Raw genomic sequence first — 24,069 nt, 5'->3', positions numbered from 1 at the left:
CTGGGTCAGCGCAGCAGATGCGTGCGGGCAAACTGCAGCGATTCGGCGAGCATGGCCTCGCGCTCGTTGGCGGAACGGGCGCTGGACGTCGACACCTCCAGGATGACGTGCCCGGCGAAGTGGCTGCCGGCCAGCATCTGGCACACCTCGGCCGTCGGTTGCGTGCCGCGCCCGGGCACCAGGTGCTCGTCGGCGGGCAGGCCGTTGCCATCACACAGGTGCAGATGCACCAGCCCCTGCCCCATCCGCTCGGCCATGTCCAGCGAGTCGGTGCCCGCGGTCGCGGTGTGGGACAGGTCCAGCGTGTAGTGCGCGTGGTTGCCGTCGAGCGGGTCGTAGGAGGGCGCGAACGCCGATATCGCCGGGCCGGGGCCCCCACCGCGTCGACGCATCCGTTCCAGCGACTGGCCGGCACCGAAGAGCCGGTCCGCGCGGAACGGGAACATGTTCTCCACGGCGACCATCACGTCGCTGGACGCTTCCAGCTCCGCCACCTGCTCGCTGAAACCCTCGGCGTAGCGCCGCTGCCAGCGAAACGGCGGGTGGACCACCACGGTCTGCGCGCCCAGCTGTTCGGCGGCGCGCACGCTGCGATCCAGCTTGGGCACCGGGTTGGCGCCCCACACCCGCTGCGAGATGAGCAGGCAGGGCGCGTGCACGGACAGCACCGGGACGCGGTAGCGCCGCGACAGCTTCTTGACGGCGGCGACATCCTGGCTCACGGCCTCGGCCCACACCATGAGCTCGACGCCGTCATAGCCGAGCCGCGCCGCGTACTCGAAGGCGGCCTCGGCCCGCAACGGGTACACCGAAGCCGTGGACAGGCCGACTTTGATGGCTGGACGCACTGTCTACGGTGCCGCTAGCCCGATTGCAACGACAGCGCCAAGGGCCCCAGGGTGATCAGCGCACCCACCGCGACCGCGATCAACGTGCTGGCGATGTCCTCGGTTTTGCGAACCACCCGGACCCCGGCCACCAGGCCCAGGATGACCAGCACCGATAGCACCAGCGCCACCAGGCTGTTCCACCGCCACAGCTGGTCGAAGGCCACGAACAACCCGCCGCCGAACGCGACGGCGAGCATCGATTGCAGCACGACCACCCCGCCGCGCCACACCGCGTCGAACCTGCCGCCTTCGAGATGGGCATCGGCCTCTGCGTCCGCGTCGCGGTGCCCGATGTCGAGGTGATCGTCGCGGAGCACCCCCGCGGGCAGCGGTCCGGATCCGTCCTCGTCGGCGTCATCGCCCGAATCCCCGGACCGCAGGAAGGAGCGCACGTACGCGGAGTCCTCCAGCGCCGGTTCGGCCTCGCGCACCTCGGAGTCCATGACGTCCACCGGGACATCGGCGTAGTGATCCATCGGGTCGAAGCTCATGTCCTCGGCGCCCGAACCCGGCTCCCCGGTGCCGTTAACGGGCGAACCCGCCCTGCGGGCCTCGGGCAACGGCCGCGGGTATTCGCTGCGCTCGGGCCCCGCCGCCCGCTTGGGCTGCGGCGGTGACTTGGGCCAGCGCGGCTCGGGCTCGGACCAGTAGGGCGCCTTCGGCTCGTCCCTGACTACGGGCTTGGCTACGGGCTTGGCGGGTGAGCCCGGTTCGGCGACGTCGATCGTGTCGGCGGCTTCGGTGGATTCGAATCCGGGCTCGTCGTCATCGCGGATCACCGGGAGGTCGCCGGTCAGTTCGGCGACGGTCACCGCATCGTTGTCGCCGCGCCGACGACGTCGCCGCCGGGTGACGGCCGGGGCGCCGATGGTTCCGTTTTTGGCCAGCAATTCGGCAACCGAGATGGGCCGAGTTCCGGAGTCCTCGGGCTCGGGGTGCGGTCCGGTCATGGTTTGTCGCCTCTCGATCGGTTCTGATTCCGATCAACTACCTGGCCTCCAGCATTGCGCACCGAAGGCTCCATGAGGGCCGATCCGTCGGCTTCGCTGTCGAGTTTGCGCAAGATGAGACCTTCCCGTAATGCCCACGGGCAGATATCCACCGATTCGATCGACAGCGCTCGCATGCTTGCCTCCGCCACCAGGGCACCCGCAACGATCTGCGGTGCCCGCTCGGCGCTCACTCCTTCCAGTTCTGCCCGGTCAGCGGTCGTCATCCTAGAGATGAAAGATATGAGTTGCCTGAGGCCGTTTGCTGTGAGCGTCCTCTTGACGCGCGGTCCGGCGCCCGAGGGCGCCGCACCGGTGAGCCGCGCCAGCGAGCGAAAGGTCTTCGAGGTGGCGACCGTCAGGTCCGGACTACCCGACTCGAGGATGTTCACGCTGGCTTCGGCGAGCTCGGCATCCAGCCAATCGCGCAGCATCGCCACCCGGCGCCGGCCCGGCGGATCGTCGGGCAGCCACTCGCGGGTCAGCCGCCCGGCCCCCAGCGGCAGCGACAACGCGACCTCCGGCTCCTCGTCGACGCCGCTGGACATCTCCAGCGAGCCGCCACCGATGTCGAGGTTGATGATGCGGCCCGCGCTCCACCCGTACCACCGGCGCACCGCCAGGAAGGTCAGCCGCGATTCGTCGACCCCGGTCAGCACCCGCAACTCGACGCCGGTCTCCTTGCGCACCCGGCTCAGCACATCGTCGGAGTTGCCGGCTTCGCGGACCGCGGATGTGGCGAAGGCCATCAGCTCCGCGCAGCCCGAACTGTCGGCGATCTTGGCGAATTCGTCGAGCGTGGAAATCAGTTTGTCGGCACCACGTTTGGTGATCTTGCCGGCGCTGTCGGTGGCCTCGGCGAGACGCAGAGTGGCTTTCGTCGAACTCATCGGCGTCGGGTGGCCGCCCCGGTGGGCATCCACCACCAGCAGATGCACCGTGTTGCTGCCCACGTCGAGAACGCCCAATCGCACGTAAACAACCTAACGAAACCCCGGATGCGCTGCTTTGCGCGACCCGGTCAACCCGTCGCGACCGGGGCCATCCGGGCCCCGAGTGTCAGCGGCTCGGATGGCCCGAACCGTGGTCTAACGTGGACCACGTGGCGAATTCGCACCCGGAACCGGGCCAAGAGGTCGAGCTGGATTTCGCCCGCGAATGGGTGGAGTTCTACGACCCCGACAATCCCGAGCACCTGATCGCGGCGGACCTGACCTGGCTGCTCTCGCGGTGGACATGTGTATTCGGCACTCCGGCCTGCCGCGGCACGGTGGCGGGCCGCCCGGACGACGGGTGCTGCTCGCACGGTGCTTTCCTGTCCGACGACGACGACCGCGCCCGCCTGGATGACGCGGTCAAGAAGCTGACCGACGACGACTGGCAATACCGCGCAAAAGGGTTGGGCCGCAAGGGTTATCTGGAAATCGACGAGCATGACGGGCAACCGCAGTATCGCACCCGCAAGCACAAAGACGCGTGCATCTTCTTGAACCGGCCCGGATTCAGCGGCGGTGTCGGCTGCGCGCTGCACAGCAAGGCCCTCAAACTGGGTGTGCCGCCGCTGACCATGAAGCCCGATGTCTGCTGGCAGCTGCCGATCCGTCGCAGCCAGGAGTGGGTGACCCGGCCCGACGGCACCGAGATCCTCAAGACCTGGGTCACCGAATACGACCGCCGCGGTTGGGGTTCCGGTGGCGCCGACCTGCACTGGTACTGCACCGGCGATCCGGCCGCCCATGTCGGCGCCAAGCAGGTATGGGAAAGCCTGGCCGACGAACTCACCGAGCTGCTCGGCGCGAAGGCCTACTCCGAGCTGGCCGCAATGTGCAAGCGCCGCAGCAAGTTAGGGCTCATCGCGGTGCACCCGGCGACACGCATCGCCGAGTAACCGCGTACTTCAGGCTTCCGTTTGGTAAGCCGCCACCATCCGCAACGCGCTGGCGTTGAGGTACGCCTCGACCGCGGCGGCGGCCGCCGCCGCGTCGCGCGCCAGCACCGCCTCGGTGATCGCGCCCAGCTCGGCTACCACCACGGCGGCGTCGTCATAGGCGGCGGTGAGTTCGTGTTCGCGTCCACCGAAAGCTTGCTCGACCCAGCGGTAGAGCAATCCCAGCGCGCGGTTGCGACTGCTGTGAATGAGCACGCGGAAGTAGTCGAGGTCGGCGGCCTGCCGCGTGGTCGCGCTCTCGGCGTCGCTGACCGCCAGCAGGGCGGCGCGCAGCGCCTCGGCATCCTCGGGCAGGCTGCGCTGCGCCGCCAACCGGCCGATCAATGGACCCAGCGCAGCCCGGATGTCGAGCAGCTCCACCAAGAACTCGGGTCCTAATCGGCGGACCAGCGCCTCGACCACCGCGGGATGGGTGAGCGCCTGCGGATCGCGCACCAGGTTGCCGCTGCCGTGCCGGGTCTCGATCAGGCCCATCTGCTGCAGGCGGGCCAGACCCTGCCGCAACGACGTGCGATTGACCCCGAGTTGCTCGGCCAGGTCCCGCTCCGGCGGCAGGGCGGAACCCGGCGGAAAGGCGCCGTCGAGGATGGCGTCGGCGATCGAGGCCGCGATCTGTTCATCCACCCGCTGGCGGTCCGGCGGTTGAATCGGACTTGACTGGTTCATTGGCTCAACCAATATAGTGGACTGCGTCGGCGACGGGAGCAAGTTATGGATGACGAACAGCGTTCGGCCGCGGCCCCACGCTGGCGCGGCAAGCCAGGGCGCCTCGAGGTCTGGTACGCCACGCTCTCCGACCCACGGACGCGTGCGGGCTTGTGGGTCCATTGCGAGACCGTGGCGCCGCAGCAGGGCGCCGCCTACGCGCACGGCTGGATCACCTGGTTCCCTCCCGACGGCCCACCCCGCACCGAGCGATTCGGCCCCGAGCACACCCAGCCCGCGACCGGCCCCCGATGGTTCGACGCCGACGGCGTGCAGGTGGCCGACGGCCGGCTCTGCGGCCGCGCCGGATCGCTGGCCTGGGACCTGTCCTGGACGGACACCGCGCGCCCGCTGTGGACGTTTCCGCGCCCGGCCTGGGAGCGCGAGCTGCTGCCCGGCGCCCAGGTCGTCCTCGCCCCCGCCGCCGACTTCGCCGGCTCGCTGACCGTCGCAGACGCCGCGGCACGCATCGACGGCTGGCGCGGCGCCGTTGCCCACATCTACGGGCACCGCAACGCCCAGCGCTGGGGGTGGATCCACGCCGACCTCGGTGGCGGCGACGTCCTCGAGGTGGTCACCGCCGTGTCACACAAGCCGGGCCTGCGCAGGCTCGCCCCGCTGGCTTTCGTGCGGTTCCGCATCGACGGAAAGGACTGGCCCGCACGCGCTTTGCCGTCGCTGCGGATGCGGACAACGCTCGGCCCCAGGCACTGGCAGCTGGAAGGACGCATAGGCGCTCGCCGGGTGCTCATCCGGGTCGACCAGCCGCCGGACCGCTGCGTGTCCCTGGGCTACACCGACCCCGACGGCGGCGCCGCCGTCTGCACGAACACCGAACAGGCCGACATTCACGTCGACATCGACGACCGCCGTTGGTCGGTGCTCGGACATGCCGAGGTAGGCCTGCGCGGCGTCGAGGCGCCCGACATCAACGAAAGGATCCCGACATGAGCTTCCTACTCGACCCGCCGCTGCTGATGGCCAGCGGCGCGCTCATCGAGCGGCACGTGCCGCCGGACCGGCGAGACGTCGCCGAGGCCGCGGTCCTTGGCGTCTTCTTCGGCGGGTCGTTCGGCCTCTACCACGACGTGCCCGGCCTCGGACTGCTGTGGCGCCCGTTCCGCGCGCGCAACGGGCGCGACTTCATGTGGAACAGCGGGGTTTTCGGGGTCGACACCGCGAAAGCGGGTTGGCCCCTGCACGCGGCGGCGGCCGCCATCTTCGCGACCTATCCGCTCTTCATCAAGATCGGCCGCCGGTTCGGATTGCTGGCATGAGCCGCGCGGCCGAGCGGGCAGCCGCGTCGTTCGGCACCGCGCTGCTGCCCGAGGAACACGGCGGCCCGCCAGCGGCGGAGCTGGCTGAGCGCATCGAGCGATACCTCACCCAGCTCCCGGCGACATCGAGGCTGGGAGTGCGCGCCGGATTCGCATCAGTCAGTGCCGCAAGCTATCTCACCACCGGCCGGCCACTGTCGCGGCTCGGCCCCGGCGGCCGGGAACGGTTGTTGCGCCGAGTGGCTTCGCTCAGCCCGGAGGCCGGTGCCGCCCTCGAGGCGCTCAAGGCGATCGTGTTGCTCGCAAACGGTGCCGACACCTATGCGCCCGAACTGTTCGCCCGCGCCCGCGAGCACGACGTGGCGCGCCCCGATCCGGATCTGACCGTCATCTCCTCGGCCGACTGCCCGTCGGTCGTCACCGCCGACGCCGTGGTCGTCGGCTCGGGCGCCGGCGGCGCGATGGTGGCCCGCACCCTGGCGCGGGCGGGCCTTGACACCGTCGTAGTCGAGGAGGGACGCCGCTGGACGGTCGAAGAATTCCGCGGCACCCACCCGATCGACCGTTACGCCGGGCTTTACCGCGGCGGCGGGGCCACCGTCGCGCTGGGACGCCCGTCGGTGGTGCTGCCGATCGGCCGCGCGGTCGGCGGCACCACCGTCGTGAACTCCGGCACCTGCTACCGGCCGCCGCCCGCCGTCGCCCGGCGCTGGCGCGACGCGTTCGGTCTCGGCCTGGCCGACCACGACCGACTGACGAACCACCTCGATGAAGTCGAACGCACGCTGCGGGTCGCGCCCGTGCCGATGGACATCATGGGCCGCAACGGGCGCCTGCTGCTGGACGCCGCCGCGACGCTGGACTGGCGGGCGGCGCCGATCCCGCGTAACGCTCCAGGCTGTGCGGCCTGTTGCCAGTGCGCAATCGGCTGCCCACGCAACGCCAAGTACGGGGTGCACCTCAACGCGCTGCCGCAGGCCTGCGCGGCGGGCGCCCGGATCGTCTCGCACGCCCGCGTGGAACGGGTACTGCACCGGCGCGGGCGTGCCTATGGGGTGCGCGGGCGCCGGGTCGACGGCACCGCACTGGACATCCTGGCCGACACGGTCGTCGTCGCCGCGGGCGCGACAGAGTCACCGAACCTGCTGCGGCGCAGCGGGTTCGGCGACCACCCGCGGGTCGGCCGCAATCTGGCGGTGCATCCTGCGACGGTGCTTGCCGGACGCTTCGACTCGGACGTCGTCGCCTGGCACGGCGTGCTGCAAAGCGCCGCCGTCCACGAGCTGCACGAGTCCCAGGGTGTGCTCATCGAGGCCACGTCCACCCCGCCGGGGATGGGGTCAATGGTCTTTCCGGGCTACGGCGCCGAGCTACTCGGCTGGCTCGACCGGGCGCCGCAGGTCGCCACGCTAGGGGCCATGGTGGCCGACCGTGGCGTCGGCTCGGTGTCGTCGGTCCGCGGCCAGACGGTGATGCGCTACCCGATCGACAGGGGCGACGCCGCCAAGCTGGTGACGGCGATGGAGGCCATGGGGCGATTGCTGTTCGCCGCGGGAGCCGTCGAGGTCCTCACCGGCCTGCCGCATGCGACGACGGTGACGTCGCTGCCCGCACTGCGGGATGCCCTGCGTCGCGCCGACCCGAGAAGCCTGCACGTCGCGGCGTTTCATCCGACCGGCACCGTGGCGGCGGGCGCCGACGAGCAGTTGTGTCCGGTCGACGCGACGGGTCGGCTGCGCGGCGTGCGCGGTGTGTGGGTGGCCGACGCGTCGATCCTGCCCAGCTGCCCGGAAGTGAATCCGCAGCTGTCGATCATGGCGCTGGCCCTGGGCGTCGCCGACCACATCGTCGGCGCCGCCCGCTGAGCGTGCGGCTAGCCCTCGAGCTTGTAGCCCAGCCCGCGCACCGTCACCAGGTGCACCGGGTTGGCCGGGTCGGCCTCGATCTTGGACCGCAGGCGCTTGACGTGGACGTCGAGCGTCTTGGTGTCGCCGACGTAGTCGGCGCCCCACACCCGGTCGATCAACTGCCCGCGGGTCAGCACCCGCCCGCTGTTGCGCATCAGATATTCGAGGAGATCAAACTCCTTGAGCGGCAACGTGATCGTGTCGCCGTTGACCGAAACGACGTGGCGTTCGACATCCATCCGCACGGGACCGGATTCGAGCACGCCGTCGCTGATCTCGGAATCGTCGTCACCGCCGCGGCGCAACACCGCTCGGATCCGGGCGATCAACTCGCGCGCGGAATACGGCTTGGTCACGTAGTCGTCGGCACCGAGTTCGAGGCCGACCACCTTGTCGATCTCGCTGTCCCGCGCGGTCACCATGATCACCGGCACGCTCGAGCGCGCACGCAGCTGCTTGCAGACGTCGGTGCCCGACATTCCCGGCAGCATCAGGTCGAGCAGCACGATGTCGGCGCCGCCCCGATCGAATTCGGCCAGCGCGGCCGTGCCGTCGGTCACCACGGTGGCCTCGAAACCCTCCTTGCGGAGCAGGAACGCCAGCGGATCGGCCAGCGACTCCTCGTCCTCCACGATCAGCACACTGGTCATCGACTTAGTTCTTCCTCTCGTTGTGAGCGGTTGGGCCGCACGTCGCGGCCCTGCGACTGCTCGGATTCGCCCTCGTCTGGATGAGACGCCACGGCCGCCGGGATGGAAAGGGTGAATGTCGATCCGGTTCCGGGCTTGCTCCACACGCCGATGCTGCCGTTGTGATTGGCCGCGACGTGCTTGACGATGGCCAGGCCCAACCCGCTGCCGCCGGTGGCGCGCGAGCGCGCCTTGTCCCCGCGGAAGAACCGCTCGAAAACCCGCTCCTGGTCTTCCAGGGCTATCCCGATGCCGCGGTCGGTCACCGCGATCTCGATGTTGTCGCCGCGGCGACGGCGACTGATCGACACCGGCGAACCCGGCGGCGAATAGGCGATGGCGTTCGATACCAGGTTGGCCAGGGCGGTGACCAGCAGCGTCTCGTCGCCCAGCACCCGCAGACCGCTGGGAGCGTCGGTGCGGACCTCGATATCGGCGTTGTCGGCCCCCACCTTGTGGCGCGAAATCGCTTCTCCCACAACCTTGTCGACGTCGACCTCGATGACGTTGGGCAGCCGTTCGGCTCCCTGTAGCCGGGACAGCTCGATCAGCTCGGCGACCATGTCCCCCAGCCGGTTGGCCTCGACGAGCACCTTTTCGGCGAACCGCCGGACGGTCTCGGAGTCGTCGGACGAGGCCAGCAGGGCCTCGGCGAGCAGCGCCATGGCACCCACCGGAGTCTTGAGCTCGTGGCTGACGTTGGCCACGAAGTCGCGCCTGGTCGCTTCCATCCGCGCGTAGTCGGACTGGTCGTGGGCGAACACGATGGCGAACCGGCGGTCTTCTTCGCTGAGCAATCGGGCCTGCCCGTGCACCGAGAGCCCGGAGCGGCCACCCGCCCGTTTCGCCGGCCGCAGGTCGAATTCGACGTCGACGCCGGTCAGGGCCTGCTGCGCGGCCTCCCAGGCCTGGTCATCGAGCTGACGGTCGCGCACCAGGCCCAGCTCCATGGCCCGGTCGTTGAGGTAGACGACGTCGCGATGCGCGTCCACCACCGCCGCGCCCAGCGGCATCAACGCCACGATGCGTTGCAGCATCTGTGCGACGGTGATGCCAGTCCATTCGACGCGCTGGCGGCGCTGCACCGCCCGCGGTGACAGCCGGGTCCCGACCAGTACACCTGCGGCCAGCGCCAGCGCGGACAAAACCCCGGCCAGCAACAGCGCCGAGAACACAGTCACATAGCAAATCCTACAAATCTTCCTGAACGCTGCCCTAGCGCAACGAGGCCAAAATCGGACAAGTCACACCTTGCGCAACAGGTGTTTCGCTCCCGTTCACGCGATGTTTGGCTAAATGCCCTTCATCTCGCGAAACGGCGTGGGCGCGCCGGCGTCAGCCGCGTCCCTGGCTGGCAACCGCGGCGGCCCCGGCGGCGGCGGCCTCCGGGTCCAGATAGGTGCCGCCGGGCACCACCGGCCGCAGGTCAGCGTCCAGGTCGTAGCGCAGCGGGATGCCGGTCGGGATGTTCAATCCGGCGATCTCGTCGTCGGACACCTGGTCGAGGTGCTTGACCAGGGCCCGTAGCGAGTTGCCGTGCGCCACGATCAGCACCGTCTTGCCGCTACGCAGGTCCGGGACGATGACGTCGGTGAAATACGGCAGGAAGCGCACGACCACGTCGGCCAGGCACTCGGTGAGCGGGCCGCCGCCGATGTCGGCGTACCGGGGATCGGCGTCCTGGCTGTAGGTGCTGCCCCGCTCGATCGGCGGGGGCGGCGTGTCATAGCTGCGCCGCCAGGCCATGAACTGCTCGTCGCCGTAGCGGGCCTTGGTCTCGGCCTTGTCCAGCCCCTGCAGCGCCCCGTAGTGGCGTTCGTTGAGCCGCCAGGTGCGCCGCACCGGGATCCACAGCCGGTCGGCGGCGTCCAGCGCCAGGTGCGCGGTGGAGATGGCCCGGCGCAGCAGCGAGGTGTAGAGGATGTCGGGCAGCAGGTTGTTCTCGGTCAGCAGCTCACCGCTGCGCACGGCTTCGGTCCGGCCCTTGTCGGTGAGGCCGACGTCGACCCAACCGGTGAAGAGGTTCAGCGAGTTCCATTCGCTTTCGCCATGGCGAAGCAGTACCAGCGTGGCGGTTTCACCCATGCCGGCCAGTCTCTCACGCACTCACTCAGCGGTCGTCGGCGTCATCGTCGTGCCGCGATGCTCGACTCCTCCTCATCGCGCTTCGCGTCCCCCTCGCCGCTCCGCGGCTGGGGGTTCACCCACTGCATCGTCGTCTTCGTCGATCAGGTGAGCGAAGGCCTGCAGGTTCTTCAGCGACTCACCGCGAGACACCCGCCACTCCCACTCTTTCTGGATCGACGAACGAAAACCCAACTCCAGCAACGTATTGAAGTCCGAATCCACCGCTTCGAGCACCTGCCCGAGCACTCTGTCGAGTTCGTCGGCGTCCACCGAAGCCAGCGACATGCGGCCCACCAGATAGATGTCGCCGACGTTGTCCAGCGTGTAGGCCACGCCGTAGAGGCGGCGATTGCGCTTCAGCAGGAAGCGATAGACGCCTTCGTGGTTCTCGTCGGGCTTGCGGCACACGAACGCCTCGACGCGCACCGAATGCTCGCCGACGCTCAAGATGGTGTTGGTCTTGAGCTTGCGCTCGCCGGGGAGTTCGACCACCAGCCCCGACAAACCGCCATGTGCGCCAGGGTGTTTCGAGTAGTTCAGCCCACTGGCCTGCAGGGCATCCTCGATGACGCGCTCCACGGTGGACGTCATGCGCCCACCCCGCGACGCTCCGCGGTGTATGCGCGAATGGCGCGCCGATAGCTGGACAGCAGCGCATCGGTGGTGTGGTCCCAGGAGAACGTGGCGGCATGCGCGGTGGCCGCGCGGGCCATCGCGCCGGCTTGCGCAGCGGGTAACCGCAGCAACCGGCCCAGGGCATCCGCCCACTGTTCGACGTCGTGGCCGGCCACCAGGGTTCCGGTCACCCCGTCCCGCACGGCCACCGGCAGCCCGCCGACCGCGGCCGCCGCGACCGGCGTCCCACACGCCTGCGCCTCGAGGGCCACCAAACCGAAAGACTCCGAATAGCTGGGCACCGCAACCACATTGGCGGCCTGGAACAGCGTGGCCAGGTTCGGGCGCGACTGCGGGGGCAGGAATGTCACCCGCTCGGCGATACCGAGATCGTCGGCCAGCCGGGCCAATCCGTCCGGGGACGCCAGGCCGCTACCGGAGGGGCCGCCGGCGACCACGATGCGCACGCCGGGCAGTTTCGCGGCGGCGCGCAGCACGATGTCGGGCGCCTTGAGGGGCTGGATGCGGCCGACGAACGCCACGATGTCGTCATCGGGCGGAAGCCCCAGCGCGGCCCGGGCGGCCCCGCGGTCGCCGGGACGGAACACCTCGAGATCCACCCCGGGATGGACGACGTCGATCCTCGCCGGGTCGGCTTGGTGGATCGAGATCAGTTGGTTGGCTTCGTCATCGGTGTTGACGATCAACCGGTCCGCCTCGTCGACCACCTGTTGCTCGCCGACCGTGCGCAGCGGCGGTTCAGGAGAATCGCCCTGCGCCAGCGCCGCGTTCTTGACCGCGGCGAGCGTGTGCGCGGTGTGCACCAACGGCACCGCCCAGCGATCGCGCGCCAGCCAACCGACCTGCCCGGACAGCCAGTAATGCGAGTGCACGATGTCGTAGTAGCCGGGCTCGTGCGATGCCTCGGCGCGCAACACCCCGGCGGCGAACGCGCACAACTGGGTGGGCAGGTCGTATTTGTCCAGCCCTTCGAACGGGCCGGCCACGACGTTGCGGACCAGCACCCCGGGCGCCACCCGCTCGACCGGCGGGTCGGCGGACGCGGTCGCGCGCGTGAAGATCTCCACCTCGATGCCCCGCCGCGCCAGGTGCAGCGCGGTCTGCAGCACATAGACGTTCATGCCGCCCGCGTCGCCGGTGCCGGGCTGGGCCAGTGGTGAGGTGTGAACCGCCAACACTGCGACCCGGCGCGGTTCATTCAGCCGGAAAACGTCATCGTGCCGCACCCTGTCATCTTTACAGGATGGTTCGCGGGCCAGCCCAGGCGCGCTGAACAAGGACTCGCGTCAGGCGGACGACTCGTCGCGGGCCACGTCGTGCACCCGGGCATCCAGCGCCCCGGCGCGCCGCATCGCGCCCATCGGGTCCGCGTACAGCCCGGACAGCGAGACGGTGCCCGCGCCGGCCTCCTGCACCCGGTTGCCGAAGGCGGTGAGGCGGATGTCGCGGGGCCCCAGCACGGAGCGCTCGGCGAAGGCCGCCTCCACCTGCTGCATCGCCTCGGGGTACTCGGTGAATGCCTGGCCGCCGACCACCAGCTCGTCGGGGTTGAGCATGTCGCGCAGCAGCGCCACCGCCTCGCCGAGCACGCGGCCCCGCTCGGCGAGCAGATCCTTGGCCTGCTGGTTGCCGGCCCGCGCCACGCGCAGCAGATCGGAGATGCCGGTGGCGGAGCCGTTGGGGCGGTTCGCCGGGGGGAAGGGCAGGATGCGCAGCTGGCGCGCGATGGCCACGACGGCCTCGTCGCTGACCGTGGACTCCAGTTGGCCGGTGCCGCCGAGCAGCTCCGAGTGGGCCGGAAGCGTCGCGATGGTGCCCGGGCCGCTGGCCGGAACGTGCACCCGGCCGCCGATCACCAACGCATAGCCCACCGTCTCGCGGGCGTAGACGTACAAGCTGGTCGGCGAGCTGGGCAGGAAGCGCCGCATGCCCAGCAGCAGCTCGGCGCCCGCCATCGCATCGACGTGCGAGGCCACCGAGACCGGCAGGCCCAACGCGTCGGCCAGCACCGGTCCGACCGGCGCCTGGCGCCAGCCCAGCCGCGGGTGGTCCACCTGGCCGGTGGCGCTGTCGACGGTGCCGCCGATGGCGACCCCCACCCACAGCGGCCGGCGGCGGTGCCAACGCCGCAGGTAGCGGCGGGCGCTGTCGGCCAGCGTCGCCAGCGCGGGGCCGGCCGGGTTGCGCGGCGTCGGGGTTTCGACGGTGTCGAGGGTCCGGCCGAACAGGTCGGTGGCCACGATGCTGGTCGTCCGTGCCCCGATGTGGATGCCGAGGGTGACGAACGGCTCGTGGTTGACCTCGACCGGCACGCGGGGGCGGCCGATCGCGCCGGAGACGGCCAGGTCGGCGCGCTCGCGCAGCAGGCCCGCCTCCAACAGCGCGATGACCTGACGGTTGACCGTGGCGATGCTCAGCGAGGTGACGCCGGCGATGACGTCACGGCCGACGGGGCCCCGCAGCCGGACCGCCCGGAAGACGGAGGCCGCCGCCGAGTCGGGGATGTTGAGCGCCGGCGGCACGATCTGCCGGCGCACCGAGCGGTGGCCCTTTTGACCGGGCAGGTGCCCGACGGCACGACCGGGCGAATGATGGGTATGGGTGAGGGTATTGGTGCGCACGAGCGTCCTTTTGTCCGAATTTTGCTGGCCGTCTTGGCCACACCTGGCTGAGGTCAGGAGCGGCAAAGTGCGCAGCAACAACACGCACCCGCCGCGCAAAGACACGCGGTGGTCGTGGTGTTGGACAGGGCGCTGAGGAGCACACGCAAAATCTAGCACGTTCATTAAGGTTGTTTCGATGGTTAAAACTGGCAGGAATAAGCGAGTCGCAGTAATCACCGGTGCCAGCTCGGGGATCGGCGCAGCAACCGCCCGAAACCTGGCTGCGCAGGGCTTTCATGTCGTCGCAGTGGCGCGCCGGGCGGACCGGATCGAGGCTCTGGCCAGTGAAATCGGGGGCACCGCCGTTGTGGCCGATGTCACACAAGAGGCGGCGATCGAAACATTGGCGAGCAAACTGGATCGGGTCGATGTGCTGGTCAACAACGCCGGCGGCGCCCGGGGGCTGGCGCCGGTCGCCGATGCGGACCTCGAGCACTGGCAGTGGATGTGGGAGACCAACGTGATCGGCACGCTGCGCGTCACCCGAGCGTTGCTGCCCAAGCTGATCGAATCGGGCGACGGGCTGATCGTCACCGTCACTTCCGTTGCGGCACTTGAGGTTTACGACGGCGGCGCCGGATACACCGCGGCCAAACACGCCCAGGGGGCGCTGCACCGCACGCTGCGCGGCGAGCTGTTGGGCAAGCCGGTGCGCCTGACCGAGATCGCCCCGGGCGCGGTCGAAACCGAATTCTCGTTGGTCCGCTTCGACGGCGACCAACAACGCGCGGACTCCGTCTACACGGGCATCACGCCGCTGGTGGCCGAGGACGTGGCCGAGGTGATCGGGTTCGTCGCGTCGCGTCCGCCGCACGTCGATCTGGACTTGATCGTGATGAAGCCGCGCGACCAGGCCACGACCTCGCGGTTTAACCGCCGGGGGTAGCCGGCCCGGTGCTGGCCGGTGTCGACGACGTGGTCGGAGTGCCCGACAGGGTCGGCGCGTTGGACGGCGTGACCGGCGCGGTGACCGGGATCTGCGTTGACGGCGGGCGGGCCGTCGGCGGCGGCAGCGCGGACATGGCCACCCAGGTGTCCCAGTCCACGGCCCAGTCCCAGATGTCGCCGTCGGAGTAGGACAGCTGGATGGTGCTGCCGGTCACCTCGACGGGGTCGCCGTAGATCGCCGACTGGAAGTACTGCTCGGCGTCCCCCGTCGAGAGGTTGATGCAGCCGTTGGTGACGTTGGTGTTGCCCTGCGCGCCGGCGCTCGCCGGGTTGGCGTGGATGAACTCGCCGTTGTTGGAGATCCGGACCGCCCAGCGTTCGTGCACGTGGCTGTAACCGGCGGCCGGATTGGACATGTAGAAGTCGGCGTATTTCTCGCTGACCACGTGGATGCCGTTGCGGGTGACGTTGCGCGCCTTGTCGGCCTCGCCGTAGCTGCACGGAAAGTCCATGATGACGCCCTCGTCGCGGATCACCTGGATGCGGTGCGACGAAACCTCGGCCTTGACCACCTGCCGGCGACCGATCTGGATGTTCAGCGAGATGTCGTCGGCGCCGTAGGCGCTGTCGCCGAACGGCAGGCCGTAGAGCTTGGCCTCGACGTTGACGGTGGTGCCCGCCGGGTAGTACTCGCGAGTGCGCCAGTGCGCCCTGGCGCCGGCCGCCTCATCGGGCAACCAGGCCCAGCTGCCCTCGACGGGCGGGTTGGTGGTGACGGTGAGCGCCTTCTCGACGGCCGCCTTGTCGCTGATCGGCGCATCGAACTGGATGATGATCGGCGCGGCGATCCCGACGGTCTGGCCGTCGGCGAGCTGGAATGCCCCGCCGATCTTCTTGGTGGGCGACACCGTGGTGAATTTGCCCGCCACCGGGACCGCCTTGCCGTCGTGCCCGACGGCCGAGCCGGTCCAGGTGTAGGTCTGGTCGTAGCCCAACGGCTCGGAGGTCGTGTAGACGGTGCGGTCTTGGTTGAAGGCGCCCGCCACGGCCTTGCCCGACGAGTTCGACAGCGTGACGCGCTGGAACCAGCCGTCGCTGACCTGGACGCTGACCGGGGCGATCGGCACGACGTTGTCGGTCGCGTTGGCCGGCTGGTATTTGAGCTGCGGCGCCGGCTGTTCTTTCTTCTCGGCTTGCTTCGCGGTCGTGCCGCCGCACGCGGCCAGCACGTTGGGGGCCAGCACGCCCAGTCCCAGGGTCGCCAAAGCCGCACGCCGGCTGAACGGCCGCGGGGCGTCGGACGGGGTCACGAAAGTCAAAGATACCGGGGAAAAACGGCCGGCCCGGCCACCACAAATCGGGCCCGGGCTCGCGTCGACGAATTTTGCGGCTACAGCCTGCAGCCGAGCAGCACGGGTTCGGGAACCAGTGTGATGCCAAACACACGCTGGACGCCGTCGCGGACGGTCCGCGCCAGCCTAATCACGTCATCGGAGCCGGCGCCGCCGCGGTTGGTCAGAGCCAAAGCATGCTTGGTGCTCAACCGGCAGGGCGCTTCGGGGTCGCCCGGACCCGGCTGCGGATAGCCCTTGCCGAAGCCCGCCCGCTCCACCAGCCAGCCGGCGGCCAGCTTGACCCCGCCCGGCGCGGGGTAGTTCGGGACCGGGCCGTCGACCGTCGCGGCCAGCCGTTCGTAGACGTCCGGGGCGACCACCGGGTTGGTGAAGAACGAGCCCACGCTCCAGGTGTCGTGGTCGGCCGGGTCGAGCACCATGCCCTTGCGCCTACGCAGGGCGAGCACGGCGTCGCGGACGGCTTGCGGGTCGGCGCGCTCGCCGCCGGCGACGTCCAGCGCGGCGGCCAGCTCGCCGTAGCGCAACGGCGCGCTGCGCCCCGACGCATCCAGCTCGAACTCCACTTCCAGTACCACAGAACGGGTTTCGAGTCCGCCGCCGCCGCGTTTGAACACGCTGGTGCGGTAGCCGAAGGCCAGCTCGCTGCCGGGCACCCAGCGCACCTCGCCGCTGCCGCGGTCGAACACCCGGACCCGGGTGATCGTGTCGGAGACTTCGGCGCCGTACGCCCCGACGTTCTGCACCGGGGTGGCCCCGGCCGAGCCGGGGATGCCGGACAGGCATTCCAGCCCGCCGAGGCCGTGCTCGATGGCCGCGACCACGACGTCGTCCCACACCGCGCCCGCCTGCGCGCGGAGCACGTTGCCCTCGACGGTGATGCCGTCGTTGACCAGCCGCACCGCGGTCAGGTCGGTGAGGTCGTCGGAGATCACCAGGTTGGAACCACCGGCGAACACCAGCACCGAATCGCGTTGCGCGCCAGCGGTTTCGGCGTCCAGCCGCCGCAATGCGGCGATCACCTGCTCGCTGCTGGTGCAGGTGATCAGGCGACGGGCGGTCGGGCCGACCCGCAGCGTGGTCAGCGGCGCCAGTGGCGCCGCGTCGGCCACCGCCGCACCGGCGAACTCCGCACCGGCTCCGCTGGAATTCATGGGCCGTAACGGTAGCCTGACCTGCTATGCCGCGTTCATTCGACTTGTCGGCCGACTACGACGGCAGTGTTGACGAGGTGCATCGCGCCTTCACCGATGAAAATTATTGGCGGGCCAGGCTGGCCGGGTCGGGCGTCGACATCGCGACGCTGGAATCGATGCGGGTCGGCGACGAGGACACCGTCGAGGTCGTCACCCTGCAGGTGATCCGCAGCGACAAGCTGCCGGGCATGGTGACGCAGCTGCACAGCGGTGACCTGCGCATCCGCCGCGAGGAGGCGTGGGGGCCGGTCACCGGCGGCGCCGCGACGGGGACGGTCGCGGGTTCCATCGTCGATGCGCCGGTGCAGCTGGCCGGCACCGCCGTCTTGGAACCCATCGAACGGACCGGCGGCGCCCGCCTGACGTTTCGCGCCACGGTTCAGGTGCGCGTGCCGATCATCGGCGGCAAGTTGGAGAACATCATCGGCACGCGATTGGCCGAACTGGTCGCCGCCGAACAACGTTTCACCACGGAGTGGATCGCCAAGACGGCCTGAGATCTCGACCGCGGCGGCGCGTATGGTCACCGCGCCTAAGCTGGCGCTCATGCGAATCGCGTTGGCGCAGATCCTCAGCGGCACCGACCCGCCGGCAAACTTGCGGCTGGTGGCCGAATACAGCCGCCAGGCCGCCGACGCGGGCGCGACGCTGGTGGTGTTCCCCGAGGCGACCATGTGCCGCTTCGGCGTGCCGCTCGGCCCGGTCGCCGAGCCGGTCGACGGGCCCTGGGCGGACGGGGTGCGCCGCATCGCGGCCGATTCCGGCATCACCGTCGTCGCCGGCATGTTCACCCCGTCGGGCGACGGGCGGGTGAAGAACACACTGATCGCGGCCGGCCCGCACGATTTCGCCCATTACGACAAGATCCACCTCTACGACGCGTTCGGCTTCACCGAATCCCGCACGGTCGCGGCGGGACGCGATCCGGTGGTGATCACGGTCGACGGCGTCCGGGTGGGGCTGACCGTTTGCTACGACATTCGTTTCCCGGCGCTCTACACCGAATTGGCCCGCCGCGGCGCCGAGGTGATCGCGGTGTGCGCGTCCTGGGGCGCGGGTCCCGGCAAACTCGACCAGTGGACGCTGCTGGCTCGCGCCCGCGCACTCGATTCGATGAGCTACGTCGCGGCCGCCGGGCAGGCCGATCCCGCTGACACCCAGCCCTCCGGGTCGGGGGCACCGACCGGCGTCGGGGGCAGCCTGGTCGTCTCGCCGCTGGGCGACGTCGTCGCGTCGGCCGGCTCTCAACCGCAGCTACTGGTTGCCGACATCGACGTCGGCGCGGTCGCCGAGGCCCGCGAAAGTATCGCGGTCCTTCGCAACCGCTCGGACTTTACTCAGGTTGATAAGGCAGAATCGGTCGGGTGACGAACCCACAAGGACCACCGAACCCGGACCCGTCGAAGTGGGCCCGTCCCCCTCACCAGGGACCCTTCGGCCAGCCTCCCACCGAGCGGCCGACCGAGCGGATCAGCACCGGAGGCCCCGGCCACGTGCCCCCGCCGCCGCCCCCCGCCCAGGGTCCCCCGCCCGGGCGGACCGAGCGATTCGGGACGCCCCAGCCGAACATGCAGCAGCCCGGCTACCCGCCGCCACCCAACCCGGCCGCCGGCCAGACGGAGCGGCTGACCACTGCGCCCGGCGACGACGCGGCGCCAGGGAAGAAGAAGCGCCGCTTCGGACGCGACCCGGTCTCCATCCTGCTGATCTTCGTCATCGTGTTCGCGCTGATCATCGCCGCGCTCATCGGGGCGGAGCTGTACGTGCGCCACACCGCAAACAACAAGATCGCCCAGGCGGTGGCCTGCGAGGTCAAGGACCAGGCCACCGCGTCCTTCGGGGTGACCCCCTTGATGCTGTGGCAAGTGGCGACCAAGCACTACACGAACATCTCGGTGGAGACGGCCGGCAACAACCTGCGCGACGCCAAGGGCATGAAGCTCTCGATCAACATCAAGGACGTCCGGCTCCAGGACAGCGCCAACTCGAAGGGCACCATCGGCTCGCTGGACGCGACCATCACCTGGACCAGTGACGGCATCAAGCAGTCGGTGCAGGACGCGATCCCGGTTCTGGGCCCGTTCGTCACCAACACCGTCACCACCCATCCCGCCGACGGCACCGTCGAACTGAAGGGCATGTTGGACAACATCACGGCCAAGCCGGTCGTCTCGGGCACCGGGTTGCAGCTGCAGATCGTGCATTTCAACGCGCTCGGTTTCACCATGCCCAAGGAGTCGGTGCAGTCGACGCTCGACGAGTTCACCTCGAACCAGACGAAGAACTACCCGTTGGGCATCCACGCCGACAGCGTGCAGGTAACCGATACCGGTGTGACGAGCCACTTCTCGACGAGGAACGCCAGCATTCCGAACGGCGGCAACGACAACGACCCCTGCTTCGCCAACCTCTGACGGCGAGCGGCTTCGTCAGTCCGGCTCAACCCAGGCCGTCGAGCACGCCCCGCGTTCCCGACAGCCCCAGGCGGGTGGCGCCGGCATCCAGCATCGCGAGCGCGTCCGCGGCGGTACGGATTCCGCCGCTGGCCTTCACCCCGAGGCGGCCACCGACCGTCTCGGCCATCAGGGCCACCGCGCGCACGGATGCGCCGCCGGCCGGGTGAAATCCGGTTGATGTCTTCACGAAGTCCGCGCCGGCGTCTTCGGCGGCGCGGCATACCCGGGTCAGCGTGGGCTCGTCCGCCAGCGCCAGCAGCGCCGTCGACTCCACGATCACCTTGAGCACGGTGCCGCCGATCGCGCTGCGCACGGCATGGACATCGGAGCGCACCGCATCGATGTCGCCGGCCAGAGCCGCCCCGACATCGATGACCATGTCGATCTCGCAGGCACCGGAGGCGACGGCCAGGGCCGCTTCGTGCGCCTTCACCGCCGGAAGGTGCTTGCCGGACGGAAAGCCCGCCACGCTGGCCACCCGCACGCCGGTGCCCGCCCCCACCGCGACGGGGACCATCGAGGGCGAGACGCACACCGCGTAGACCCCCAGTTCGGCCGCTTCGGCGACCAGGGCCACCACGTCGGCTTCGGTTGCCTCGGGCTTGAGCAGCGTGTGGTCGACGAACGCCGCCAACTGCGCTCGGCTGGGTCGGGCCGCCATTAGAAGGATTCTTCCGGACCGCCGGGATTGCAGCCGGAGGCGACCATCTCGGTGTCGTCGACGACGGGCCGCCACGGCTCGAGGTTCCAGCTGATCTTGCCGGGCTGGGCGAGTTCGGCGAACTGCCAGTGGCACAGGAACTGCGCGCGCATGCCCGGGGTGTCGGCGTCCGGCGATAAGGCGAGCACCTCGGCCCAGGCCTCGTCGGCCAGAGCCGCGGTCGCGGGGATTCTGGAGGCGGTTCGGCCGGCCGGCGACGGGAAGACCCGCAGGCTGGGTTTGCCCTGCCACTGCGCCCACCGGGTGTGGTCGATGTAGGGCGGGGCCGGGGCGGACGGATTCGCCGCGCCGCTGCCCGGGCCGGGCGTGGCGGCGGCGTGCGGTGCCAGACACGACAAGGCGACGAGCACCGCAACCGGCACCGTCAGCAGGATCTTCATTCCGCTAGCGCGACTTACCCTGGATCTCAAGCAATTTGGGCCGGACGTCGACCAGATACACCCCGGCGGCACAGGCCGCGATCGCCATACCCAGCACGCCGAAAACGAATCCCAAGATGGATGTCAGGGCGACAGCGCCACCCAGGATCAGCAACCACACCGGCTTGGTCAGCTTCTCGGCGGCGGTATAGGCGTCGGGTCGTTGCAGCGCGGCATGCACGAACGCATAGATCGCCGTCACTAGAACGGCGATCTGCAAGATCAACATGACGGTTCCCACGAGGTGGTTCACGCCTTAAGGGTATGCGGGCACCCGCCAAAACGTCGACTCCGAGTCACCCGGAGGCAACTCGGAGCCGAACGTCGTGGGACTTCGGGTGCTACTTCTGGGTGACCTTCTTGGCCGGAGCCTTCTTAGCCGGAGCCTTCTTGGCCGGGGCCTTCTTGGCGGGGGCCTTCTTGGCGACGGCCTTCTGGGCCTTCTTGGGGGCCGTTTCGGCCTTGCCCGGCAGCTCGATGCCAACCAGCTTGGCGGCGCGCTCGCCGACCGCGCGGGTCTGCGAAGCGACGGTGCCGAGCGCCTCCTGCGTCAGCTCGACGGCCTGGTCGACGTAGCCCTCGGCGCGAGCGGACGCGTCCTCGAACGCGGTCTGGCTGCGCAGTCGCTGCAGGGCCGCCTCGCCGCGCTCCACCAGCTCGTTGTAGCGGGTGGTCGCCGCCTCCAGGTAGCCCTCGGCGGCCTTGCGCAGCTCGTCGGTGGTGAACTTGTCGCGCAGCTCGGTGAACTGCTCGGGCAGGTCCTCCTGGAGCTTCGTCAGGCGAGCGCGACGCTCCTCGACCCGGGTGCGGGTCTCGGCGCGGGTCTCTTCGGCGCGCTCACGCAGGCCGGCGATCAGGTCGTTGACGGTGGCCAGGGCCAGGTCGGCCGCGCCCAGCGCTGCGAGCAGCGGCGCCCGCAAATCTTCGATGTTGGTGTTTTCCGCCATGGTCTTTCCTTTCATGAGGTGTTTCGCTATCGGTGTTATTTGGCGTTGTTAGCTGTCTGGTCGAGAAAGTAGGTGCAAACGTCTCCTTCGCAACTGGGGCCGCCAGTGCCGGGACGGTTCATCCAGCGATCGGCTGTGAACCGGTAGGTTCCCCGTTGGGGTAACCCCGACGGCCGGTCGTCTATACATCACCGACTCGCGACCGCGATGTGACAAGCCCGCCTTCCGGCACGTTCTCCCAGCTCAGCTGCTGCGAGGCCGGGTGAAGCGGACTGATCACTCGCTGTCGGATTCGGTCGGACACTCCTCTTGGATCGATTCGTTTTGCTGCGTGAACGATGAATAGATGTCGAGCAGGATTTGCTTTTGCCGCTCGGTGATCGCAGTGTCAGTGACGATCGCGTCCCGTACCTGACTTTTGTCACTGGGTTCGAGAATCCCGGCGCGCACATAGAGAACCTCGGCGGAGACCCGAAGGGCCTTCGCGATCTGGTTCAAGACATCGGCGGAGGGCTTACGCAACCCGCGCTCCACCTGGCTTAGATATGGATTGCTGACCCCGGACTTTTCGGCGAGTTGGCGCACCGACACCTGCGCGAGTTCACGCTGGGTACGGATGAAGCTCCCGATGTCGGAGGCCATGTCGGAGGCAGCGTTGGACACCTTGGCGGAGAGCTTCTCCTCGGGCGTCATGGCGTGCTCCTGGTCGGCTGACTGGTCGTGACGCGACCCAGGTTACTACAAGTGCTTGCTATTGCAAGCACTTGTTAGCACTGCTAGAAATTCCGCTAGATCAACAACTGCGCGACGGCGTAGATCACCAGACCCGCAAGCGAACCGACTACGGTCCCGTTGATCCGGATGAATTGCAGGTCACGGCCAACGTGCAGTTCGATGCGCCGGCTGGCCTCCTCGGCGTCCCAGCGCTCGATCGTGTCGGTGATGATGGCTGTGATCTCCACCCCATATTGCGACACCAGGTGCTGGGCCGCCCGGACCAACCAATTGTCGACCTTGTCGCGCAGGTCGGCGTCGTCGCGCAGCGATTCCCCGATGCGGACCACGGTGTCCGCTATCCGGGTGCGCAGCGCGCTGGACGGATCGTCCACCCCCTCGAGCACCAACCGCTTCAGCGTCTTCCACGCTGTAGCCGCGGCGTTGGCGATCTCGTCGCGCGCCATCAGCTGCTCCTTGATCGCGTCGGCGCGTGCGATGGTGTCCGGGTCGTGCTGCAGGTCCTCGGCGAAGTCGAACAGGAAGCGGGTGGCCGACCGGCGCAATTCGTGGTCCGGATTGCGGCGCACCTTGTCGGTGAAGTCCATCAGTTCGCGGTGGATGCGATCACCGACCAGATGGTCGACGAAGCGTGGGGACCAGGTCGGCGAGTCGCGCTCGACCACCCGTTGGATGACCTCGCCCGCCTTCAGCGACCACTGAAAGGCCCGGTCGGCCAGCAACTGGATCAGCGCCTCCTGCCGGTGCTCGGCAAGCAGGGTGGCCAGCACTCGTCCGACCGGTGGGCCCCACTGCGGTTCGGCGATCCGGCGCACGATCATCCGGTCGATCACCTGCTGGACGTCCTCGTCGCGCAGCAGTTCGACCAGCACCCGCAGCACCGTGGCCGTCTCGCTGGCCACCCGCTCCGCGTGGGTGGACTCCGACAGCCACTTGCCGAGCCTGCCGGACACCTGGGCGTCGCGCAGCTTGGTTTCGACGACCTCCGGCGACAAGAAATTTTCCCGGACGAACGTACCCAGACCCTCGCCGAGCTGGTCTTTCTTGCGTTTGATGATCGCGGTGTGCGGAATGGGAATGCCCAGCGGGTGCCTGAAAAGCGCGGTCACGGCGAACCAGTCCGCCAGGGCGCCCACCATGCCGGCCTCGGCGGCGGCGCCGACATACCCCACCCAGGCCCCCAGACTGACATGCGCCTGGGCCCACCGGCAGGCGAGGAACACGACGGTGGCACCGAGCAGAAAGCTCAGTGCCACCAGCTTCATCCGGCGCAACGCCACGCGGCGCTGCGCGTCGGCTTCGGGATCGGCGCCGGCGAAGGACTCGGCGAAAGACGCGCGAAGCGGGCGGGCCGCGGTCGACGGCGTCAGTGAATCGGGCCTCGCCATCGGCGGGCCTGACGCTTCCTCTCTCACCGAGGCTCGATGTGCCACCACTCCATCATCTATCTTTCCCGCCGATTAGGGTGACCACACTGTTCGCGAGGTCTCACCCGCGCCCGGCCACGGCACGAAACCGACCCCC

At 69.3% G+C, this 24,069-nt stretch carries 26 protein-coding genes; 8 read left to right on the top strand and 18 right to left on the bottom strand.

The window, feature by feature from the left end:
* Positions 1–5: 5 nt before the first annotated feature.
* From AC5Y4T_RS11020 to AC5Y4T_RS11010, 3 genes are read right to left on the bottom strand one after another with little or no spacing between them, the layout of a single operon-like run.
* Positions 6–848, bottom strand: coding sequence for a sugar phosphate isomerase/epimerase family protein (locus AC5Y4T_RS11020; RefSeq protein ID WP_499918044.1), 843 nt, complete (start codon positions 846–848; stop codon positions 6–8).
* Between the two features lie 14 nt (positions 849–862).
* A complete protein-coding gene (locus AC5Y4T_RS11015; RefSeq protein WP_499918043.1) occupies positions 863–1,840 on the bottom strand; it encodes an Rv0497 family membrane protein in 978 nt (325 codons plus the stop codon).
* Positions 1,837–2,853 (bottom strand): Ppx/GppA family phosphatase, encoded by a 1,017-nt coding sequence (locus AC5Y4T_RS11010; RefSeq protein ID WP_499918041.1) that lies wholly within the window; start codon positions 2,851–2,853, stop codon positions 1,837–1,839. The genes AC5Y4T_RS11015 and AC5Y4T_RS11010 overlap by 4 nt, the downstream gene beginning before the upstream one ends.
* A gap of 119 nt (positions 2,854–2,972) precedes the next feature.
* Between AC5Y4T_RS11010 and AC5Y4T_RS11005 the strand changes: the two genes are divergently transcribed.
* The gene (locus AC5Y4T_RS11005) at positions 2,973–3,767 is read left to right on the top strand and encodes a DUF3109 family protein (RefSeq protein WP_499918039.1); all 795 of its coding nucleotides are present in this window, start codon (positions 2,973–2,975) and stop codon (positions 3,765–3,767) included.
* 9 nt (positions 3,768–3,776) lie between these two features.
* On the opposite strand, the gene AC5Y4T_RS11000 is transcribed toward AC5Y4T_RS11005, so the two are convergent.
* Positions 3,777–4,493 (bottom strand): FadR/GntR family transcriptional regulator, encoded by a 717-nt coding sequence (locus AC5Y4T_RS11000; protein ID WP_499918038.1) that lies wholly within the window; start codon positions 4,491–4,493, stop codon positions 3,777–3,779.
* Between the two features lie 45 nt (positions 4,494–4,538).
* On the opposite strand from AC5Y4T_RS11000, the gene AC5Y4T_RS10995 reads away from it, so the two are divergent.
* Genes AC5Y4T_RS10995 through AC5Y4T_RS10985 form a run of 3 tightly spaced genes read left to right on the top strand, consistent with a single transcriptional unit; the run spans position 4,539 to position 7,674 of the window.
* Positions 4,539–5,483 carry a tocopherol cyclase family protein gene (locus tag AC5Y4T_RS10995; RefSeq protein WP_499918037.1) on the top strand — a complete coding sequence of 315 codons (945 nt, stop codon included), beginning with the start codon at positions 4,539–4,541 and terminating at the stop codon, positions 5,481–5,483.
* Positions 5,480–5,809 (top strand): hypothetical protein, encoded by a 330-nt coding sequence (locus AC5Y4T_RS10990; RefSeq protein WP_499918036.1) that lies wholly within the window; start codon positions 5,480–5,482, stop codon positions 5,807–5,809. The genes AC5Y4T_RS10995 and AC5Y4T_RS10990 overlap by 4 nt, the downstream gene beginning before the upstream one ends.
* On the top strand, positions 5,806–7,674 hold the full coding sequence (locus AC5Y4T_RS10985; RefSeq protein ID WP_499952978.1) for a GMC family oxidoreductase: 1,869 nt from the start codon (positions 5,806–5,808) through the stop codon (positions 7,672–7,674). Before AC5Y4T_RS10990 ends, AC5Y4T_RS10985 begins: the two co-directional genes overlap by 4 nt.
* An 8-nt stretch (positions 7,675–7,682) precedes the next feature.
* On the opposite strand, the gene regX is transcribed toward AC5Y4T_RS10985, so the two are convergent.
* From regX to AC5Y4T_RS10955, 6 genes are all read right to left on the bottom strand, one after another.
* Positions 7,683–8,366 (bottom strand): two-component sensory transduction protein RegX, encoded by a 684-nt coding sequence (gene regX / locus AC5Y4T_RS10980; RefSeq protein ID WP_499918034.1) that lies wholly within the window; start codon positions 8,364–8,366, stop codon positions 7,683–7,685.
* Positions 8,363–9,586 carry a sensor histidine kinase gene (locus AC5Y4T_RS10975; protein WP_499918033.1) on the bottom strand — a complete coding sequence of 408 codons (1,224 nt, stop codon included), beginning with the start codon at positions 9,584–9,586 and terminating at the stop codon, positions 8,363–8,365. The genes regX and AC5Y4T_RS10975 overlap by 4 nt, the downstream gene beginning before the upstream one ends.
* A gap of 154 nt (positions 9,587–9,740) precedes the next feature.
* Positions 9,741–10,490: a phosphoglyceromutase gene (locus tag AC5Y4T_RS10970; protein WP_499918032.1), complete on the bottom strand. Its 750-nt coding sequence runs from the start codon at positions 10,488–10,490 to the stop codon at positions 9,741–9,743.
* A gap of 72 nt (positions 10,491–10,562) precedes the next feature.
* Positions 10,563–11,123: a type III secretion system chaperone family protein gene (locus AC5Y4T_RS10965; RefSeq protein WP_499948033.1), complete on the bottom strand. Its 561-nt coding sequence runs from the start codon at positions 11,121–11,123 to the stop codon at positions 10,563–10,565.
* A complete protein-coding gene (gene mshA / locus AC5Y4T_RS10960; RefSeq protein WP_499952977.1) occupies positions 11,120–12,394 on the bottom strand; it encodes a D-inositol-3-phosphate glycosyltransferase in 1,275 nt (424 codons plus the stop codon). The genes AC5Y4T_RS10965 and mshA overlap by 4 nt, the downstream gene beginning before the upstream one ends.
* A 60-nt stretch (positions 12,395–12,454) precedes the next feature.
* Positions 12,455–13,732, bottom strand: coding sequence for an ROK family protein (locus AC5Y4T_RS10955; protein WP_499953002.1), 1,278 nt, complete (start codon positions 13,730–13,732; stop codon positions 12,455–12,457).
* Positions 13,733–13,967: 235 nt separating this feature from the next.
* Between AC5Y4T_RS10955 and AC5Y4T_RS10950 the strand changes: the two genes are divergently transcribed.
* The gene (locus AC5Y4T_RS10950; RefSeq protein WP_499918022.1) at positions 13,968–14,717 is read left to right on the top strand and encodes an SDR family NAD(P)-dependent oxidoreductase; all 750 of its coding nucleotides are present in this window, start codon (positions 13,968–13,970) and stop codon (positions 14,715–14,717) included.
* Here the strand turns inward: AC5Y4T_RS10950 and AC5Y4T_RS10945 are convergent.
* Positions 14,701–16,077, bottom strand: coding sequence for a L,D-transpeptidase (locus AC5Y4T_RS10945; protein WP_499953001.1), 1,377 nt, complete (start codon positions 16,075–16,077; stop codon positions 14,701–14,703). The two genes, AC5Y4T_RS10950 and AC5Y4T_RS10945, sit on opposite strands and share 17 nt — an antisense overlap.
* A gap of 32 nt (positions 16,078–16,109) precedes the next feature.
* Complete coding sequence (locus AC5Y4T_RS10940) at positions 16,110–17,225, bottom strand: UDP-N-acetylmuramate dehydrogenase (protein WP_499952976.1); 1,116 nt, start codon at positions 17,223–17,225, stop codon at positions 16,110–16,112.
* A 26-nt stretch (positions 17,226–17,251) separates the two neighbouring features.
* Between AC5Y4T_RS10940 and AC5Y4T_RS10935 the strand changes: the two genes are divergently transcribed.
* Genes AC5Y4T_RS10935 through AC5Y4T_RS10925 form a run of 3 tightly spaced genes read left to right on the top strand, consistent with a single transcriptional unit; the run spans position 17,252 to position 19,681 of the window.
* Positions 17,252–17,764 carry a DUF2505 domain-containing protein gene (locus AC5Y4T_RS10935; protein ID WP_499952975.1) on the top strand — a complete coding sequence of 171 codons (513 nt, stop codon included), beginning with the start codon at positions 17,252–17,254 and terminating at the stop codon, positions 17,762–17,764.
* Between the two features lie 49 nt (positions 17,765–17,813).
* Entirely contained in the window at positions 17,814–18,635 is an 822-nt protein-coding gene (locus AC5Y4T_RS10930) for a carbon-nitrogen hydrolase family protein (protein WP_499952974.1), read from the top strand.
* A complete protein-coding gene (locus AC5Y4T_RS10925; protein ID WP_499952973.1) occupies positions 18,632–19,681 on the top strand; it encodes an LmeA family phospholipid-binding protein in 1,050 nt (349 codons plus the stop codon). The genes AC5Y4T_RS10930 and AC5Y4T_RS10925 overlap by 4 nt, the downstream gene beginning before the upstream one ends.
* Positions 19,682–19,706: 25 nt before the next feature.
* Here AC5Y4T_RS10925 and deoC read toward each other — a convergent pair whose 3' ends face one another.
* The 6 genes from deoC to AC5Y4T_RS10895 form a co-directional block, all read right to left on the bottom strand.
* Positions 19,707–20,384: a deoxyribose-phosphate aldolase gene (gene deoC / locus AC5Y4T_RS10920; RefSeq protein WP_499952972.1), complete on the bottom strand. Its 678-nt coding sequence runs from the start codon at positions 20,382–20,384 to the stop codon at positions 19,707–19,709.
* Positions 20,384–20,824: a DUF2599 domain-containing protein gene (locus AC5Y4T_RS10915; protein ID WP_499952971.1), complete on the bottom strand. Its 441-nt coding sequence runs from the start codon at positions 20,822–20,824 to the stop codon at positions 20,384–20,386. Before AC5Y4T_RS10915 ends, deoC begins: the two co-directional genes overlap by 1 nt.
* A gap of 4 nt (positions 20,825–20,828) precedes the next feature.
* Positions 20,829–21,116, bottom strand: a complete 288-nt coding sequence (locus tag AC5Y4T_RS10910) for a DUF2516 family protein (RefSeq protein ID WP_067122766.1) — start codon at positions 21,114–21,116, stop codon at positions 20,829–20,831.
* An 88-nt stretch (positions 21,117–21,204) separates the two neighbouring features.
* On the bottom strand, positions 21,205–21,810 hold the full coding sequence (gene hbhA, locus AC5Y4T_RS10905; RefSeq protein WP_499952970.1) for a heparin-binding hemagglutinin HbhA: 606 nt from the start codon (positions 21,808–21,810) through the stop codon (positions 21,205–21,207).
* 276 nt (positions 21,811–22,086) lie between these two features.
* Positions 22,087–22,503 carry a helix-turn-helix domain-containing protein gene (locus AC5Y4T_RS10900; RefSeq protein WP_499918011.1) on the bottom strand — a complete coding sequence of 139 codons (417 nt, stop codon included), beginning with the start codon at positions 22,501–22,503 and terminating at the stop codon, positions 22,087–22,089.
* Positions 22,504–22,598: 95 nt separating this feature from the next.
* Positions 22,599–23,981, bottom strand: a complete 1,383-nt coding sequence (locus tag AC5Y4T_RS10895) for a DUF445 domain-containing protein (RefSeq protein WP_499952969.1) — start codon at positions 23,979–23,981, stop codon at positions 22,599–22,601.
* Positions 23,982–24,069: the final 88 nt, after the last annotated feature.

It is taken from the genome of Mycobacterium sp. NGS11 (assembly GCF_059813315.1).
The sequence above is the reverse complement of the archived record's forward strand: the minus strand, read 5'-3'. Positions and strand labels throughout refer to the sequence as shown.